This is a genomic window from Actinoplanes missouriensis 431, from assembly GCF_000284295.1.
GTDB lineage: Bacteria > Actinomycetota > Actinomycetes > Mycobacteriales > Micromonosporaceae > Actinoplanes > Actinoplanes missouriensis.
On the sequence record NC_017093.1, the window covers coordinates 564,852 to 581,232 of the forward strand.

The window sequence follows — 16,381 nt, forward strand, 5'->3', positions numbered from 1 at the left end:
GTGGTGCGGGTGACTACTCCGCTCGACCCGGCCGCAGTGATCGCGGAATTCATCGACGCGGTGGCGCCGTACAACCCGCAGCCGGACGCCGCGCCCGTCGCCGTCATCGGTGTGCGCACCGCGCTCGGCGAGGACGTCTTCACGCTCAGCGATCACGTGGTGCGCGCGCTGTGCAAGGCGCTGGTGTCCTATCGCGATCCGGAGGACCGCGGCTCGTGCTCCGGCTGTGGTGGCCGGCACCTCGACGAGAACCTGCACTGCCGGGACTGCGGTCAGCTGCACGGCATCCTCGGCCAGGTCATCGCCGAGCACGCCCGCCGGGTGGCGGCCGAGAACGACGGTCCGCAATGAGCGCAGGTCACGAGGTGGTGACCGGAGTTGTGGTCCCGCCCCGAGTGGTACACGATTTGCGAGTCATCTGCGCGTCGAGTGGGGAATCGGAATGACGGAGCGGTCGCTCGCGCCCTCGCGGTACGCGGCGAACCAGCTGGAACGGTTGCGGATCCTGCTCGTCGAGGACGACGAGGGCGATGCCTTTCTCGTTCGTGAGCTGCTCGAGGAGGCGGAGGCGCCGTTCGAGCTGACCGTCGCCAGCACCCTGCGCGAGGCGCGGGAGCGGCTGGTCGGCGTGGAGTGCGTGCTGCTCGACCTGGGTCTGCCGGACGCCGAGGGCATCGACGGGCTGCGCAAGCTGCTCGCGGTCGCCGGGAGCGCCGCGGTCTGCGTGCTCACCGGGCGCTCGGACGAGCACCTCGGTGTGCAGGCGGTCGCCGAGGGCGCCCAGGACTACCTGGTCAAGGGCCAGGTCGACGGCGTACTGCTGATCCGCTCCCTGCGGTACGCGGTCGAGCGCAAGCGCGCCGACGAGAACGCCCGCCGGCTGCGCGAGGTGGAGCTTCTGCAGGCCGAGTCGGCCCGCCTGGAACGGGGTCTGCTCCCGCAGCCACTGATGCAGACGTCCGAGGTGTCGGTGGAGACGTTCTACCGCTCCGGCCGGGCGCTGGGCCTGCTCGGTGGCGACTTCTTCGACGTGGTGCAGGTCGGCGAGGACCGGCTGCACGTGATCGTCGGCGATGTCTGCGGGCACGGCGTCGACGAGGCCGCGCTCGGCGTCGAGCTCCGGGTGGCCTGGCGGGCCCTGGTGCTGGCCGGCGTGCCCGAGGACCAGGTGCTGCCGTCGCTGGAGCAGGTGCTGATGAGCGAGCGGCGGGCCCGTGAGGTGTTCGCCACGGTGGCCGCCGCGGTCATCGACGTGCCGGCGAACCGGGCGTGGGTCCGGCTGGCCGGGCACCCCCCGCCCGTGGTGCTCTCCGGTGGGCGGGCCCACCCGGTTGCCGCGCGTACCGGCATCGTGCTCGGGGTACGACCCACGCCTACACCCGTGACGGAGTTGGAGTTCACCGACCATGACTGGTCACTGCTGATGTACACGGACGGACTCATCGAGGGGCACACCGGCGTGGGTAACGAACGGCTCGACGTCGACGGGCTCTGCAATCTGCTGGACGAGCCGGCGGCCCGCGAGGTGTCCCTCCCCGGGCTGCCGCCGTGGCTGGTGGCCCGCGCCGACCAGGCCAACGGCGGACCGCTCACCGACGACGTCGCGATGCTGATGATCTCCCGGGGTGGTGGGCGGTGAACCTGTTCAAGGCGAGCAGCTGGACGCTGCGCCAGCGGATCATCGCGCTCTGTATCGCGGTCGGCGTGGTGCTCGGTGGCCTCGGTGTTCTCGCGGCGATCACCGCGGCCGCGAACAACCGGCAGGTCGACGACGTGCTGAACCGGGCCAGCCCGATGCGCGCGGCCGGCGAGACGCTGAACACGGCGCTCGTCGACCAGGAGACCGGCGTCCGTGGTTACGCGATCACCGGTGAACAGCGCAACCTCCAGCCGTACGAGGTGGGCCTCGCCGACCAGCAGCGGCAGATCGCCCGGATCGAGTCGCTGCTGCGCCCGGACGACGACGACATCCGCAACTCCCTCGCGATGGTCAAGGCGCGCGCCGACGCCTGGCGGACCGACGTGGCCGAGCCGATCATCCGGACCGTGCGGGGGCAGGGCCCGGAAGCGGCGCAGGAGATAGTCGAGGCCTCCGACACCGCTGACTTCGACGCGGTGCGCGCGGCGGTCGCCGAGATGCAGGCGCACATCCAGGTGCTGCGGACGATCTCGGCGGACGCGGCCCGCGACTCCAGCCGTACCCTCGTCGCCATCGAGATCGCCGCTGCGGTGATCATCGTGCTGACCGGCGCGTTCCTGCTCTTCCTGCTGGACCGGGTGGTGACCCGGCCGGTCACCGAGCTGGCCGACCAGGTGCGTCAGGTGGCGGCCGGCGACTACGACCGGCACATCGAGATCAAGCGGGGCTCGTCCGACCTGGCGGCGCTCGCCGACGACATCGACCGGATGCGTCAGCAGATCGCCAGCGAGCTGACCGAGGTCCGCGACGCCCGCAGCCACGTCGAGTGGGTGAACCAGCAGCTCAAGACGCAGACCGACGAGCTCACCCGGTCGAACCGGGACCTGGAGCAGTTCGCCTACGTCGCGTCGCACGACCTCCAGGAGCCGCTGCGCAAGGTGGCCAGCTTCTGCCAGCTCCTGCAGCGGCGGTACGCCGGTCAGATGGACGAGCGCGCCGACCAGTACATCGCGTTCGCGGTGGACGGCGCCCAGCGCATGCAGCGGCTGATCAACGACCTGCTGGCGTTCTCCCGGATCGGCCGGCTCACCGCCGGGTTCACCGAGGTCGACCTGAACAAGGTGCTCTCCGACGTGAAGTCGCAGCTGGAGGCGCGGGCCGGCGAGGACGCCGAGATCATCTGGGCGCCGATGCCCACTGTGGAGGGCGAAGAGCCCCTGCTCACCACGCTGTTCATGAACCTGATCGGCAACTCGCTGAAGTTCCGCCGCCCGGACGTCCCGCCGGTCGTGCGGATCGCCGTGGAACGTGACGGCGAGGAGTGGCAGATCAACGTCCGGGACAACGGCATCGGCATCGAGGCCGAGTTCGCCGACAAGGTGTTCGTGATCTTCCAGCGGCTGCACTCGCGGGACGCGTACGAGGGCACCGGCATCGGACTCGCGATCGTCAAGAAGATCGTCGAATACCATGGCGGGCGGATCTGGCTGGATGTGGACGTGCCGGAGGGCGCGTCGATTCACTTCACTCTGCCGGTGCTGCCCGGCACCGAGGACCCTGAGCCGCAGGCCGGCACGCGAGAGGTGGTGGGAGCATGACAGACGCCCGGGAGAGTGGCACCCCGATCGAGGTGCTGCTCGTCGAGGACGACCCCGGCGACGTCCTGATGACGCAGGAGGCGTTCGAGGAGCACAAGGTCCGCAACCGCCTCACCGTGGTGCAGGACGGCTCGGAGGCGCTCTCCTACCTGCGCCGCGAGGGTCAGTACGCGGGAGCGGTCCGCCCCGACCTGATCCTGCTCGACCTGAACCTGCCGAAGCGGGACGGCCGCGAGGTGCTCGAGGAGATCAAGAAGGACGACGAGCTGGGCCGGATCCCGGTCGTCGTGCTGACCACCTCCTCCGCCGACGAGGACATCCTGCGCAGCTACCAGCTGCACGCGAACGCGTACGTGACGAAGCCGGTGGACTTCGAGCGGTTCATCGCGGTGATCCGGCAGATCGACGAGTTCTTCGTCAGCGTCGTGAAGTTGCCGCCACGTGCTTGATCAGGTCGCCGAACTCATCCGCGAGGTCGCGCACACCGTCGTCCTGCCGCGCTGGAAGCACCTGGCCGAGGGCGAGGTGACGCAGAAGTCTCCGGGTGACCTGGTCACCATCGCCGACCAGGAGTCCGAGCGGGCGCTGACCCGGGGGCTGACCGCGCTGCTGCCGGGTTCCCTGGTGGTCGGCGAGGAAGCGGTCGCGGCCGACCCCGCGGTCCGGGACCGGCTCGGCTCGGGCGGTGCCGTGTGGATCGTCGACCCGGTCGACGGGACGAACAACTTCGCCGCCGGCCGGACGCCGTTCTGCGTGATGGTCGCGCTGGTCCGGGACGGTGAGCCGCAGGCCGCGTGGATCCTCGACGTGGTCGGCGACCACCTGACGGTGGCCGAGGCGGGCTCCGGCGCGTACCGCGACGGGGTGCGGGTGAAGACCCGCACCGACGATCCGGGCGCGGCCGCGCTGCACGGGGTGATCTCGCACAAGTACTTCCCGGACGACCTGCGCGAATCGGTCCGGGCGAACGCGGCGGGCCTGGGCGGCCACACCCCGGGACGGCACTGCGCGGGGTACGAGTACCCGGCCGTCGCCACCGACGAGCAGCAGTTCGCGATGTTCTGGCGGATCCTGCCCTGGGACCACGTGCCCGGTTCGCTGATCGTGCGCGAGGCCGGTGGCACGGTGCGGCACTGGGACGGCTCGCCCTACCGGCCGACGAACCGCAAGCGCGGGCTGCTGGTCGCCGCGAACGACGAGATCTGGGAGAGCGTCCACGGCACCCTCTTCCCGGACGGTCCGCCCGAGGTTCCGGAAGGCTAGGTTCGCGTCGTGACGTCGTACCTTGATCGGCTCTTCGGTCTGAGCGGGCGCACCGCGGTCGTGACCGGCGGCAGTTCCGGGATCGGCCGGGAGATCGCCCTGGCTCTCGGCCGTTCCGGCGCGCGGGTGGTGCTGGTGGCGCGGCGCGAGGCGCCGATGGCCGAGGTGGTCGCCGAGCTGCGCGGGCACGGCGCCCAAGCCGGCGCGATCTCCGCGGACCTCTCGGTGCGCGGGGCGGTCAAGGCCGCCTCATCCGCGATCATCGACGGGTACGGGTATCCGGACATCCTGGTGAACTCGGCAGCCGTGAATTTGCGGCCGCCGATGTCCTCGCTGACCGAGGACGTCTGGGACCTGACCCTCGAAGCGAACCTCACCGCGCCGTTCCTGCTCGGTCAGGCGTTCGCGCCGGCGATGGCCGAGCGTGGCTGGGGACGGATCATCAACGTGGTCTCGCAGCAGGCGTTCCGTGCCTACGGCAACAGCGGCGCCTACGGAGCCGCGAAAGCCGGCCTGGTCGGACTGACCCGGTCGCAGGCCGAGGCGTGGTCGCGCCACGGCGTCTGCTGCAACGCGATAGCGCCCGGTGTGGTGCACACGCCCCTCACCGAAGAGGTGTTCTCGGATCCCACGAAAGTGTCCGCCCACGCTGCCCGCAGCATGATCGGGCGCAACGGTCTGCCGGCGGATTTCGCCGGGTGTGCCGTTTTCCTGGCCGGCGATGCTGGTCAGGCCGTCACCGGTCAGACACTCTTCGTCGACGGTGGATATTCGGCCACCTGATCGATCTCCCTCGGGGCAGGTCCGGCACGGTAGAGTACCGGCGCTCACGACTTGGAGGTCATCTGTGGCGGCCAGACTCCCGCGCCGGTGCACTGCCCTGTTGGCTCTGCTCGTCGCCGCCGTCGCGGTGATCCTGGCGGTGCCCGCGTCCCCGGCCGCCGCCGACCCGGACGACGAGGGCGGCAGCAAGAAACTGCGGACCGCCCTCGCTGCCGCCGCCAAGGGGTACGACCAGGCGAAGACCAAGCTGGCCACCTCCAAGAAGCGCCAGAAGCAGCTCACCGACGGGCTCAAGAAGTCCGAGGCGGCCGCGAAGGCGCTGACCGCCCAGGTCAGCGAGGTGGCGAACCGGTCGTACCAGATGGGCCGGATCAGCACCGTCACGATGCTGCTGAACAGCACCTCGCCGGACGGCTTCATGGAACGGGCGCAGAGCCTCGACATGCTCGCCCAGCTCGACAGCGGCACCCTCGGCCAGTACCAGGAGGAGATCGCGACGGCGAAACGCGCCAAGATCGCGCTCGACACCGAGGTCAAGGAGCAGAAGAAGCAGGTCACCCTGATGGCCCGCAAGAAGAAGGAGGCCGAGCTGGCGCTCGCCGAGGTCGGTGGCGGGGCGGCCGGCGGGTTCGTCGACGCCAACTCCCCGGCCGCGCAGCCCGCGCCGCGCAACTCCGACGGCTCGTGGCCCAAGGAGTCCTGCACGGTCAAGGACCCGACGTCGGGTGGGTGCATCACGCCGCGGACGCTGCACGCGTACCAGGAGTCCCGCGCCGACGGGTTCAAGCGGTACACGGTCTGCTACAGCGCCCGGGCGTCCGGCGAGCACCCGAAGGGCCGGGCCTGCGACTTCTCCGCGGCGGCGAGCGGCTTCAAGAACGTGGCGGCCACCGGCGGGGACAAGAGCTACGGTGACCGGCTGGCCGCGTACTACGTGAAGAACGCGAGCAAGCTCGGGGTGATGTACGTGATCTGGTACCGGCAGATCTGGATGCCGAGCACCGGCTGGCGGGCGTACAGCGCGAGCGGCGGACCGGCCGCGGTGCACACCAACCACGTGCACCTGAGCATGCTCTGAGGTTTTCTTCGAGCCGGTTGTGCCAGGATTCGAAAGTGCGGCGCTAGCGTTCCGATGAGGTACGGGCCGTGACCCGTGACCGCAGACTGGAGCCGCATGGACCACCACCGGTGGATGAGCCGCGCTGTCGACCTGGCGCACCGCTGCCCCCGCTCGGAGACCGCGTTCGCGGTCGAGGCGGTCATCGTCGACGCGTCCGGCCGGGAGATCGCCTCGGGGTTCTCCCGGGACGACGACCCACGGGTGCACGCCGAGGAGTCGGCGCTGCTCAAGGCCGCCGGTGACGCGCGCCTGCGGGAGGCCACCATCTACAGCACGCTGGAGCCCTGCTCGGAGCGGGCCAGCCGGCCGCACGCCACCTGCACCAGCCTGATCATCGCGGCCGGCATCCCGCGCGTGGTGATCGCCTGGCGGGAGCCGGACGTCTTCGTGCACTGCGAGGGTGTGGCGCTGCTGCGCGCCGCCGGCGTGGAGGTGCTGGAGCTGCCGTCGTTCGCAGCCGGCGCCCAGGAGCCCAACCTGCACCTCGGAGTGTTGGCGGCCCGCCGATAGAGATCCAGGAGATTCGCAGCGGCCGCCGGTAGCATCCGCGCGGTGGAGACCCCGCCGCGCGCCCTGCCCTCCGCCCTCGCCTCGGCTCTCGCCTTCGGGTCCAGTGGCGCCGTCCTGGTCCTGGAGATCGTGGCGCTGCGCCTCGTCGGGCCGTATGTCGGCGTCACCCTCCAGGTGAGCAGCTCGGTGATCGGCGTCGCGCTCGCCGCCATCGCCTACGGCGCCTGGCTCGGCGGCCGGCTCGCCGACCGGTTCGACCCCCGCGCCCTGCTCGCCCCGGCCCTGATCCTCGGCGCGATCGGCACCGCGCTCACCCTGCCGCTGGTCCGCTGGGGCGGTGAGCTGCTCCGCGGCGGCGCCGCCCCAGCCGTGCTGATGCTCGCCGCGCTGGCGATCTTCCTGCCCGCGTTCGTGCTGTCCACGATCGCGCCGATGGTGGTGAAACTCCAGCTCGGCGACCTGCGGCGGGCCGGCAGCGTGGTCGGGCGGCTCTCCAGCATCGGCACCCTCGGGGCGATCACCGCGACCCTGGTGACCGGTTTCGTCTTCGTCGCCGCGATGCCCAGCAGCGCGATCGTGCTCAGCCTCGCCGTGCTGCTCGCCGTCAGCGGCCTGGTCCTCGGCTGGTGGCTTCGGCGCGACATGCCCGGATCACCCCGGATGCGCGCCGCCCTCGCCGCCGTCGGGCTGGTCGGCGCGGGGCTCGGCGCCACCTCGCCGACACCGTGCGACCTGGAGACCGCCTACCACTGCGCGCGGGTCGACGAGGATCCCGCACGGGACGGCGGGCGGACGCTGATCCTCAACTCGGCACGCCACTCGTACGTCGATCTGAACGATCCGCGGCACCTGGAATTCGAGTACGTCCAGTGGATCGGCGCGGTGCTCGACGACCTGCGGCCCGGGCCCGTGGACGCCCTGCACATCGGGGGCGGGGGATTCACCGTACCCAACTATCTGCGCACCACCAGGCCCGGCAGCGACCAGCTCGTGCTGGAGCTCGACGGCGGCCTGGTCGACCTCGACGAACAGAAGCTCGGCCTGGTCACCGGGCCCGACCTGCGGGTTCGGGTGGGGGACGCGCGGGTCGGGCTGGCCGCGCAGGCGACCTCGTCGTATGACGTCGTGGTCGGCGACGCCTTCGGTCACCTGGTGGTGCCGTGGCACCTGGCGACCCGGGAGATGGCCGCCGACGTGGCGCGGGTCCTGCGGGACGGCGGGATCTACGCGCAGAACGTCATCGACTATCCGCCGAACCGCTTCATCCGCGCCGAGGTGGCGACCGTGGCGGCGGCGTTCCCGCACATCGCGTTGATCGCCCCGCCGGAGGCGATCGCGGGCGGGCACGGGTCGAACTTCGTGATCCTGGCGTCGAAGAGCCCGCTGCCGGTGGAAACCGTACGGACCGGGCTGAGCGGTGTGAAACAGCCCGTGACGCTGCTGGCCGGGACGGAACTGGAGGATTTCGTCGCGGACGCCCGCATCCTGACCGACGACTATGCCCCGGTGGACCAGCTGCTGGCCGGCTGACCGAGGTTTAGCGACGGGTTTTCGGGTGCGGGTCCGGAGGGCTCGCTGCTCGGGCGAGAATCGGCGCATGGCGCGAACGGAGCGAAACGGTCAGGGCGGATCGCTTCGTATCGCCGGACGGTACCGGCTCGTCGAGAAGCTCGGCACCGGTGGGATGTCGGTGGTCTGGCGCGGCTACGACGAGACGCTCGGGCGCGACGTCGCGGTGAAGGTGCTGTCACCGCAGCTGGCCGAGGACCGTACCTTCCGGGACCGGCTGCGGCAGGAGGCGTTCGCCGCCGCCCGGCTCTGCCATCCGCACATCACCGGCATCCACGATTTCGGTGAGGCGCGGTTCTCCGACGAGCTGACCGTCCCGTTCGTGGTGATGGAGCTGAACGACGGGGAGTCGGTCGCCGCGCGGATCGCCCGGCAGGGCTCGCTGCCCTGGCGGGAAGCCGTGATCATCGCGGTCGAGGTGGCGTCGGCGCTGGCAACCGCGCATGCCCGGGGCGTCGTGCACCGCGACGTCACGCCGGCGAACGTGATGCTCACCGGTGCAGGCGCGAAGGTGGTCGACTTCGGGATCTCCGCGGTCGTCGGGCAGCGCGACGCCGCCCCGGACGGCAGCCTGCTGGGCACGCCCGCGTACCTGGCGCCGGAGCGGCTCGGCGGCGCGTCCGTCTCGCCGGCCACCGACGTGTACGCGCTCGGCCTGCTGCTCTACCGCGCGCTCACCGGCCGGATGCCGTGGCCCGCCGAGAACACCGCCGAGGCGCTCCGGGCGCACCTCTACTCCGACCCGGAACCGCTGCCCGAGGTGCCCGGCATGCCCGCCACGGTGGCCGCCATGTGCCTGCGCTGCCTCGCCAAGGATCCGGCCGGCCGGCCCGGCGCGGCCGATGTGGCACGGGCTCTCGCCGCGGCGGTCGGGGTTCGCGCGATCATCCCGCCGCTGCGGAGCGACGAGCGTCCGACCGTCCCGGCCGCCCGGGCCGTCGTGCCGATGCCCGCGGGCGGTGAACAGCCGGCGGCCGGACGGTTCCGCGGACTGCCCCGCCGCGACCCGGCCCAGGTGGCGAAGCTGCGTCTGCGGGCCGGAATGCGGATCGGCGCGGCTCTGCGGCTGCGTCACGTGCGCCCGCTGGGCGGCGGGCTCTTCCTCGGCGGCCCGAGTTTCAGCGCCCCCTTCGGCCGGCTGCGGGACACCGCCGAACACCGGCGCAACCGGATGTCCACGATCGCCGCGTTCGCCACGGTGCTGCTGCTCGGCTCGTCGGTCCTCAGCTGGTCGGCTCGCGAGGAGGCGGGCGAGAGTGGCACGACGCACACCGCGGCGGCGGGCGCGGCAGCCGGCAGCCTGAGCACCCCGCACGGGCGGTGCGCGGTGACCTACGAGGTGCGGCGCGACTCCGGCACCGATTTCGTGGCGCGGCTGACCGTGACGACGACCGCCGCGGCAAGCTCGCGCTGGCGGGTGGAGTTCCGTTACCCTGGCACGCAGCGACTGGCGTCGGCCTCCAAGGCGATCAGTCAGGAGGGCCGCCGCGTCGCGGTGAACGGCAGGGGACGAACGACATCGGTCCTGCTGCGCGGGGGGTACCGCGATCGGAACCCGCTGCCGTTGTCGTTCGCGGTGGACGGCCTGCCGTGCCGCGCGGAGGTACTGGGCAGCACCAGCCCCGGCGGCGTCAACAACAACTCGGTGCGGGCGGCGACCGGCGAGGAACCCCCGGCCAAGGCGGGCAAGCGCAAGCGGGTGCCGCCGCGCCGGGCCGGTGGGGTACGGGAGCCGGCCGTGCCGCAGACACCGCAGCGCCGGGATCCGGCGCCGGTCACGAAGCGCGGAGCCGGTTTCTCGCTGGCCATGCACTCCGGCCACCCGGTGAGGACGGGTCGATAGGCTCGACGCCATGACACGACTCGCAGTGGTCACCGGCGGCGGGACCGGCATCGGCAAGGCGACGGCGGGCATGCTCGCCGGTGAGGGCTACGACGTCATCATCGTCGGCCGGCGCGCCGAGGTGCTCGCCGACGCGGTGAAGTGGATCGGCCCGCAGGCGAGCGCGGTCACCGCCGACGTCGCGGACCCGGCCCAGGTGGCGCGGGTCGTCGAGGCGGTCGGTGACCGGGACCTGGACGTGCTGGTGAACAACGCGGGGGCGTTCGTCGCGCACGACGAGAGCACCCTGGCGGGCGTCGCCGAGCGCTGGCGGGCCAACCTCGACTCGAACGTGCTGAGCGCTGTCCTGATGACCACGGCGCTGCTGCCGAGGCTGCGCCGCCCCGGCGGCAAAATCATTCTGACCAGCTCGATCGCGGCTCAGCGTGGCGGCGGCGGGCCGTACTCCGCGGCCAAGGCCGCACTTCACGGGTACGGGTTGGATCTCGCCACCAGCCTCGGGCCGGAGGGGATCACCGCCAACGTGATCTCACCGGGATACATCACCGACAGCGAGTTCTTCGTCGGCCGGATGACCCCGGAGGGACATCAGGCCCGGATCGACGCCACCCTGGTCAAGCGGGCCGGTGTGCCGGGCGACATCGCCGAGACGGTGCGCTGGCTGGTCGGCCCGGGCGGCGGATTCGTCACCGGTCAGATCATCAACGTGAACGGCGGCTCGGTGCTGGGCCGCTAGCCGGGCTGGGTGACCTCGCACCGCAGCGCCGACCAGCGTTCGTCGATCACCACCTGGTCACAGGCGCGCATGTCGTAGTCCGCGACGATCGGGGAGAGGTCCAGGGCGGGGGCGCCATCCTTCTGGTACGCGATCCAGAACGCACCCGGCTTACCCAGGTCCGCTCGATGTTCGGCCAGCTGCTCCCGCGCGCCCGCCGCGTCCTCCACGAAGAGCACGGCGGTGCCCGCGGTGGCGAGCACACCGGTCTCGCGGACGCCCTCGGGCATCGGGGTGAGCAGCGGGAGCCGGGACGGCTCGTTGAGCCAGACAGTCGAGTTCGACTTGATCAGCAGCTTCTCGGCGATCGTCGTGGTCATGCGTCGAGACTTTCACCCCGGCCGCCGGACATCCGCCACTTTCGGCGAAGCCCGTCCCCGGCCGGGCGACCGCCTGAAGATCGACACGCCGCGGAATCTCTGACGAAAATCTGCGCAACTCAATACGCGAAGCCACTACGCCCATCACGCACGGTGAGTAGGGCATGTCTGAATTGTCGGTTAATGGGTAAATGCCCGATCGTCCCGCCCGACCATGATCGAGACGTTCGACATTCGAATCGGCGGCCGATGAGAAATCCTGCCGACAATGGCTCTCCGGGCAGAGATGTCATAAACAACGCGTTGTACGCCGTCGCCATCACCATTCGGATCGCCGGATCGCAATGGAAAAGGAAAAGGAATGCTCACAGTGAGTCTTTCTTCCTCCTTTGCTCCGGTGGCCCGGCATCCTCCGGAGAGACTGATCGACGGCACGATCGGATGATTCGGGTGATCTAATTGACTGACCTGGTTCCGGTCGCTGTGTAGATCAATTCCGATAGTCATTGTCGACGGCCCGAAACCGTACGATCATAATGTTTGGAAAGGTGCTGCTGAGGCCCTGCGATCCGGGTCGGGCGGTGGTGGGCCGGAGTGGCCCGCGGGTGTGGATCCCGGTTCCCGGAGAAGTCTTATCTCTCGCTTAACAGTGGGAACGATCTCGGTGCTCGCGGGCGGTGGCGGGTATGGTGGCGGGCGTGGGCGACGAAAGTGGTCCCGCCCGATGTTGTGTTCGGTTGGTCCCGGGCCGCTTCGGCTGAGCAATATCAGGAAGCGGCTATGGTGGCGATCTTCCTGGACGGTTGAGGGGCCGGTGCGCGATCAAGCGTGCACCGGCCCCTCAATCCATTTCCGGCCACCCGATCCATAGAGGTTCGTAAGATCTACTGGCCTGCCCGCCCGGCCGTCGCGTGCAACTTTCACGTTTCGCGGACGCAAGTGATCATTCGGTCCGCGCCGAATTCCGGGTTGGTGCACCGGCGCGGGTGAGTGCAGAATGTGTATCCAGCGGTGCGGACTTGTCCACCATCAAGCCCGATATCGCATTCTGATCTTCGGCTCGGGACCACCCAAATGCTCGAGACCTCCATGCTCGAGGCCAGCACAATGAAGGGGTGCCAGAAATGTCGCCGTCCGCAAGCAATAGCATTCCGGAGGAGAACTGTCCGGTCACTGTCGGTGATCGGAGCGTCCGATGACTCGGTACCGTGACGACGCCGACGACGTGGGCAAGCAATTCCACTACACGCCCGCGCCACGCCGCGGGGATCCCTACGCCGCCGGCCGTCACCGGGAGTCCGAGCCGGCGCCGAGCAACCGGGCCGGCGCGACGATCGGCGCCGCCAACCTGGTCCACGACCGGGAGTTCGCCCGGATGCGGGCTCGGTTCATCGACGGCACGAGCGCCTGGACCGAACTCGTCGACCGGCTCAACATCGCCCACCTGAGCAGCGGCAAGCCGTCGCTGGCCGTGCTCGCGGCGCGGGTGCGGTACAGCAAGGCCACGCTCAGCAAGGTGCTCGGCGGCAAGATGATGCCCTCCTGGAAACTCGTCGAGCTGCTCGGTGAGGCGCTGCACGTCCCGTCCGAGGTGGTCGTGAACGAGTGGTTCCGGCTCTGGACCGCCGCCGAGATGCACCGGGCCAAGCGGTGGGGCGCGATCCGGGGCACGGCCAAGGTCCCGGCCCCTGGCGGGCGGGCCGAGCCGCAGGACACGATCGACACCGTGACCGGGACGGCGTCCAGCCCGGCCGCCGCGATCGAGGACCCGGACGGCTACACCTGCCTGCGCTGCGGCAGCTGGGTGGTGGACACCACGGTCCACACCGACTGGCACATGCGCATGGAGCCGGCCGAGCCGGAGCCGCCGGCCGAGCCGATCACCGGTGCGGCCATCGCGGAGCGGGAGATCCGCTTGCTGCGCGCGGCGCTCGGCCAGGACGACACCCAGGCCTGACCAGCACCCGGGCGTGCGGCCGCGCCCGCACGCCCGGCGCGGCTGGAACGCTCGGCTCGCACGCCCGGCGCGGCTGGAACGCTCGGCTCGCACGCCCGGCGTGGCCGGAACGCTCGGCCCCGCTCGGCGGGGGCCGCTGGAGCGCGTTGGGGCAAGTCCCTCCTCCGGACCTGTGGACAACCGCCCGGCCTGTGGATGACTCCGGCCGCACCGCGCCGGGCTGATAGACATGCCGGGTGACTGACACGACGCAGGACCGAGCCGCCGTCCGTGAGCGCGCCGAAGCCGTGTTGCGCCGCCTGGCCGGAGAGCACGCGGTCCTCCGGGAGGACCAGTGGCGCGCCATCGAGGCGCTCACCGTCGACCGCCGGCGGGTGCTCTGCGTGCAGCGCACCGGCTGGGGCAAGTCGGCGGTCTACTTCGTGGCGACCGCCCTGCTGCGCGCGGACGCCCGGACCGGCCCCACGGTGATCGTCTCGCCGCTGCTGGCGCTGATGCGCAACCAGGTCGAGGCCGCTGCCCGGGCCGGCATCCGGGCGCGGACCATCAACTCGGCGAACCTGGACGAGTGGTCGCTGATCGAGGCCGAGGTGCGGGCCGGCGAGGTGGACGTGCTGCTGATCAGCCCGGAGCGCCTCAACAACCCGGACTTCCGGGACAATGTTCTCCCCGGCCTCGCGTCGAGCACCGGTCTGCTCGTGGTCGACGAGGCGCACTGCGTCTCCGACTGGGGACACGATTTCCGCCCCGACTACCGGCGGCTGCGGACGTTCCTGGCCGGGCTGCCCTCGCACACCCCGGTGCTCGCCACCACGGCGACCGCCAACGCGCGGGTCACCGCGGATGTCGCCGACCAGCTCGGCGAGGGCGAGACGCTGGTGCTGCGCGGCCCGCTGGACCGGGACTCGCTGCGCCTCGCCGTGCTGCGCCTGGACGACCCGGCGCACCGGCTGGCCTGGCTCGCCGATCATCTGGACCGGCTGCCGGGTTCCGGGATCGTCTACACGCTGACGGTCGCGGCGGCCACCGAGACCGCCGAGTTCCTCCGGTCACGCGGGTTCGCGGTGGCGTCGTACACCGGGCAGGTCGAGGACACCGAGCGCCGCGCCGCCGAGCAGGACCTGCTGGACAACAAGATCAAGGCGCTGGTCGCGACGTCCGCGCTGGGGATGGGCTTCGACAAGCCGGACCTGGGTTTCGTGGTGCACCTGGGCGCGCCGCCGTCGCCGATCGCCTACTACCAGCAGGTGGGCCGGGCCGGCCGGGCCGTCGAGCACGCCGAGGTGGTGCTGCTGCCGGGGCGTGAGGACGCCGCCATCTGGCGGTACTTCGCGTCGCTCGCCTTCCCGCCGGAGGACCAGGTGCGGTCGGTGCTGGCGCAGCTCTCCGCGGACCGGCCGCTCTCCACGCAGGCTCTGGAGCCCCTCGTCGACCTGCGCCGCACCCGTCTGGAGCTGATGCTCAAGGTCCTCGACGTGGACGGCGCGGTCCGTCGTACCCGCGGTGGGTGGCTCGCCACCGGCGAACCCTGGACCTATGACACCGTGCGACTGCGGCGGGTCGCCGAGGCGCGGGCCACAGAGCAACAAACCATGATCGGGTACGCGGACACGTCCGACTGCCGGATGGAGTTCCTCAGGCGCTGTCTGGACGACCCGGAAGCCGTACCGTGCGGGCGCTGCGACAACTGTGCCGGCCCTCTCTTCGACGCCGAGATCTCGTCGGCGTCGCTGGCCGCGGCGGACGCGTTCCTGGGCCGCCCCGGCGTGGTGATCGCGCCGAAGAAGATGTGGCCCACCGGTCTGGCCGCCGTCGGTGTCAGCCTGAAAGGCAAGATCCCGCCGTCCGAGCAGATCGAGCCGGGCCGGTCCGTCGGCCGTCTCTCCGATCTTGGCTGGGGCGGCCGGCTGCGCTCGGTGGTGAGCCCGGAGTCCGCGGACGCCTCGATCCCGGACGATCTGGCCGCCGCGGTGGTCGAGGTGCTCAAGTCCTGGGCGCACGGCGAGGACGCCTGGCAGCAGCGCCCGGCGGCCGTCGTGGCGGTCGGCTCACAGCGTCGTCCACAACTTGTCCACAGCCTCGCCGAGCACATCGCGAGGGTCGGGCGGCTGCCCCTTCTCGGTGCTCTGACCTCGGACGCGGCGGGGGAAACCACGGCGCGGGGCAACAGCGCCCAGAGGGTACGGGCATTGCACGACGCCTTCACCGTCCCGGCTGACGTGTCCGCCGCCCTGGCCGGGGTGACCGGTCCGATCCTCCTCGTCGACGACCTGGTCGACTCCGGCTGGACGATGACGCTGGCCGGGCGGGCGTTACGCCGGGCCGGCGCCGACGCCGTCCTCCCGCTGTCCCTGGCCGTCGCGGGCTGAGAGGTCGGCCAGGTGACCGAGGATCGCGTTGCGGGTGGGGCGGCGGTCGATCTCCATGAAGCGGTGGGCGCCGGCGAGCTGTTCGAAGCCCGACCGGCGGTACACCTCGTGGGCGTCCCGGGTGGCGAGCAGGAACCGCAGGATGCCCCGCTCGGCGAGGCTCTCCAGGATGCTGTCGACCAGCCAGGTGCCGAGCCCGTGACCGCGGTGGGCCGGGTTGATGAAGACGTCGCAGATCCAGGCGAACGTGGCGCCGTCGGTCACCGCCCGGGCGAACCCGACCTGCTCGTCCCCCAGGAGGATCGAGTACGGCAGCGAGCCCTCGATCGAGCGGGCGACGATGTCGCGTTCCCGTCCGGCGGCCCAGTACGACTCCTCGGAGAGCCACCGGTGCACCCGGTCCAGGTCGACGCGTTCCCGGTCCTCGGTGAGGACGTACTGCCCGTGCTTGCGATCGGTCACGGGCGGCAATCTACCCATCCGCCGGAATTCGCGGCCTGCGGATTCCTGATCGCTGGGAACCCCGGGCGGACCGGCCGCGACCAATTCACAGCGGCCCTCATCCCGGCGGCCGGAGAGAGATACGGGTGGGGGGTATAGTCGGTATGTCCGTTGGGACGCGAGTCCAAGGAGGG

At 71.1% G+C, this 16,381-nt stretch carries 15 protein-coding genes; 13 read left to right on the forward strand and 2 right to left on the reverse strand.

Annotation, left to right across the window (positions count from 1 at the left end):
- The first annotated feature begins 9 nt into the window (after window positions 1-9).
- The 11 genes from AMIS_RS02630 to AMIS_RS02680 all read left to right on the forward strand — a co-directional run bounded on the left by AMIS_RS02630 (window position 10) and on the right by AMIS_RS02680 (window position 11,061).
- Window positions 10-351, forward strand: a complete 342-nt coding sequence (locus tag AMIS_RS02630) for a hypothetical protein (protein WP_041830444.1) — start codon at window positions 10-12, stop codon at window positions 349-351.
- Between the two features lie 91 nt (window positions 352-442).
- Window positions 443-1,639, forward strand: a complete 1,197-nt coding sequence (locus AMIS_RS02635) for a PP2C family protein-serine/threonine phosphatase (protein WP_014440638.1) — start codon at window positions 443-445, stop codon at window positions 1,637-1,639.
- The gene (locus tag AMIS_RS02640; protein WP_014440639.1) at window positions 1,636-3,237 is read left to right on the forward strand and encodes a sensor histidine kinase; all 1,602 of its coding nucleotides are present in this window, start codon (window positions 1,636-1,638) and stop codon (window positions 3,235-3,237) included. Before AMIS_RS02635 ends, AMIS_RS02640 begins: the two co-directional genes overlap by 4 nt.
- A complete protein-coding gene (locus AMIS_RS02645; RefSeq protein ID WP_014440640.1) occupies window positions 3,234-3,686 on the forward strand; it encodes a response regulator in 453 nt (150 codons plus the stop codon). The genes AMIS_RS02640 and AMIS_RS02645 overlap by 4 nt, the downstream gene beginning before the upstream one ends.
- Window positions 3,679-4,500 (forward strand): inositol monophosphatase family protein, encoded by an 822-nt coding sequence (locus AMIS_RS02650; RefSeq protein WP_014440641.1) that lies wholly within the window; start codon window positions 3,679-3,681, stop codon window positions 4,498-4,500. Before AMIS_RS02645 ends, AMIS_RS02650 begins: the two co-directional genes overlap by 8 nt.
- A 9-nt stretch (window positions 4,501-4,509) precedes the next feature.
- Window positions 4,510-5,283, forward strand: a complete 774-nt coding sequence (locus AMIS_RS02655) for an SDR family NAD(P)-dependent oxidoreductase (protein ID WP_014440642.1) — start codon at window positions 4,510-4,512, stop codon at window positions 5,281-5,283.
- Window positions 5,284-5,383: 100 nt separating this feature from the next.
- Window positions 5,384-6,361 carry a coiled-coil domain-containing protein gene (locus AMIS_RS02660; protein WP_014440643.1) on the forward strand — a complete coding sequence of 326 codons (978 nt, stop codon included), beginning with the start codon at window positions 5,384-5,386 and terminating at the stop codon, window positions 6,359-6,361.
- 96 nt (window positions 6,362-6,457) lie between these two features.
- A complete protein-coding gene (locus AMIS_RS02665; protein WP_014440644.1) occupies window positions 6,458-6,913 on the forward strand; it encodes a deaminase in 456 nt (151 codons plus the stop codon).
- Window positions 6,914-6,955: 42 nt separating this feature from the next.
- Window positions 6,956-8,443 (forward strand): fused MFS/spermidine synthase, encoded by a 1,488-nt coding sequence (locus tag AMIS_RS02670; RefSeq protein WP_014440645.1) that lies wholly within the window; start codon window positions 6,956-6,958, stop codon window positions 8,441-8,443.
- A gap of 67 nt (window positions 8,444-8,510) precedes the next feature.
- Entirely contained in the window at window positions 8,511-10,325 is a 1,815-nt protein-coding gene (locus AMIS_RS02675; protein WP_014440646.1) for a serine/threonine-protein kinase, read from the forward strand.
- Between the two features lie 10 nt (window positions 10,326-10,335).
- Window positions 10,336-11,061: an SDR family NAD(P)-dependent oxidoreductase gene (locus AMIS_RS02680; protein ID WP_014440647.1), complete on the forward strand. Its 726-nt coding sequence runs from the start codon at window positions 10,336-10,338 to the stop codon at window positions 11,059-11,061.
- Here AMIS_RS02680 and AMIS_RS02685 read toward each other — a convergent pair.
- Window positions 11,058-11,420: a hypothetical protein gene (locus tag AMIS_RS02685; RefSeq protein WP_014440648.1), complete on the reverse strand. Its 363-nt coding sequence runs from the start codon at window positions 11,418-11,420 to the stop codon at window positions 11,058-11,060. The genes AMIS_RS02680 and AMIS_RS02685 overlap by 4 nt on opposite strands.
- 1,195 nt (window positions 11,421-12,615) lie before the next feature.
- Between AMIS_RS02685 and AMIS_RS02690 the strand changes: the two genes are divergently transcribed.
- Window positions 12,616-13,377, forward strand: coding sequence for a helix-turn-helix domain-containing protein (locus AMIS_RS02690; RefSeq protein WP_014440649.1), 762 nt, complete (start codon window positions 12,616-12,618; stop codon window positions 13,375-13,377).
- Between the two features lie 236 nt (window positions 13,378-13,613).
- Complete coding sequence (locus AMIS_RS02695; protein ID WP_014440650.1) at window positions 13,614-15,746, forward strand: RecQ family ATP-dependent DNA helicase; 2,133 nt, start codon at window positions 13,614-13,616, stop codon at window positions 15,744-15,746.
- On the opposite strand, the gene AMIS_RS02700 is transcribed toward AMIS_RS02695, so the two are convergent.
- Window positions 15,690-16,226 (reverse strand): GNAT family N-acetyltransferase, encoded by a 537-nt coding sequence (locus tag AMIS_RS02700; protein ID WP_014440651.1) that lies wholly within the window; start codon window positions 16,224-16,226, stop codon window positions 15,690-15,692. The two genes, AMIS_RS02695 and AMIS_RS02700, sit on opposite strands and share 57 nt — an antisense overlap.
- Window positions 16,227-16,381 lie beyond the last annotated feature (155 nt).

What these genes read in the sequence shown, in the direction of transcription:
- AMIS_RS02645 (WP_014440640.1), top strand. Translation starts at nt 3,234, where the DNA reads ATGACAGACGCCCGGGAGAGTGGCACCCCGATCGAGGTGCTGCTCGTC.
- AMIS_RS02680 (WP_014440647.1), top strand. Translation starts at nt 10,336, where the DNA reads ATGACACGACTCGCAGTGGTCACCGGCGGCGGGACCGGCATCGGCAAG.
- AMIS_RS02700 (WP_014440651.1), bottom strand. Translation starts at nt 16,226, where the DNA reads ATGGGTAGATTGCCGCCCGTGACCGATCGCAAGCACGGGCAGTACGTC.
- AMIS_RS02690 (WP_014440649.1), top strand. Translation starts at nt 12,616, where the DNA reads ATGACTCGGTACCGTGACGACGCCGACGACGTGGGCAAGCAATTCCAC.
- AMIS_RS02685 (WP_014440648.1), bottom strand. Translation starts at nt 11,420, where the DNA reads ATGACCACGACGATCGCCGAGAAGCTGCTGATCAAGTCGAACTCGACT.
- AMIS_RS02665 (WP_014440644.1), top strand. Translation starts at nt 6,458, where the DNA reads ATGGACCACCACCGGTGGATGAGCCGCGCTGTCGACCTGGCGCACCGC.
- AMIS_RS02675 (WP_014440646.1), top strand. Translation starts at nt 8,511, where the DNA reads ATGGCGCGAACGGAGCGAAACGGTCAGGGCGGATCGCTTCGTATCGCC.
- AMIS_RS02635 (WP_014440638.1), top strand. Translation starts at nt 443, where the DNA reads ATGACGGAGCGGTCGCTCGCGCCCTCGCGGTACGCGGCGAACCAGCTG.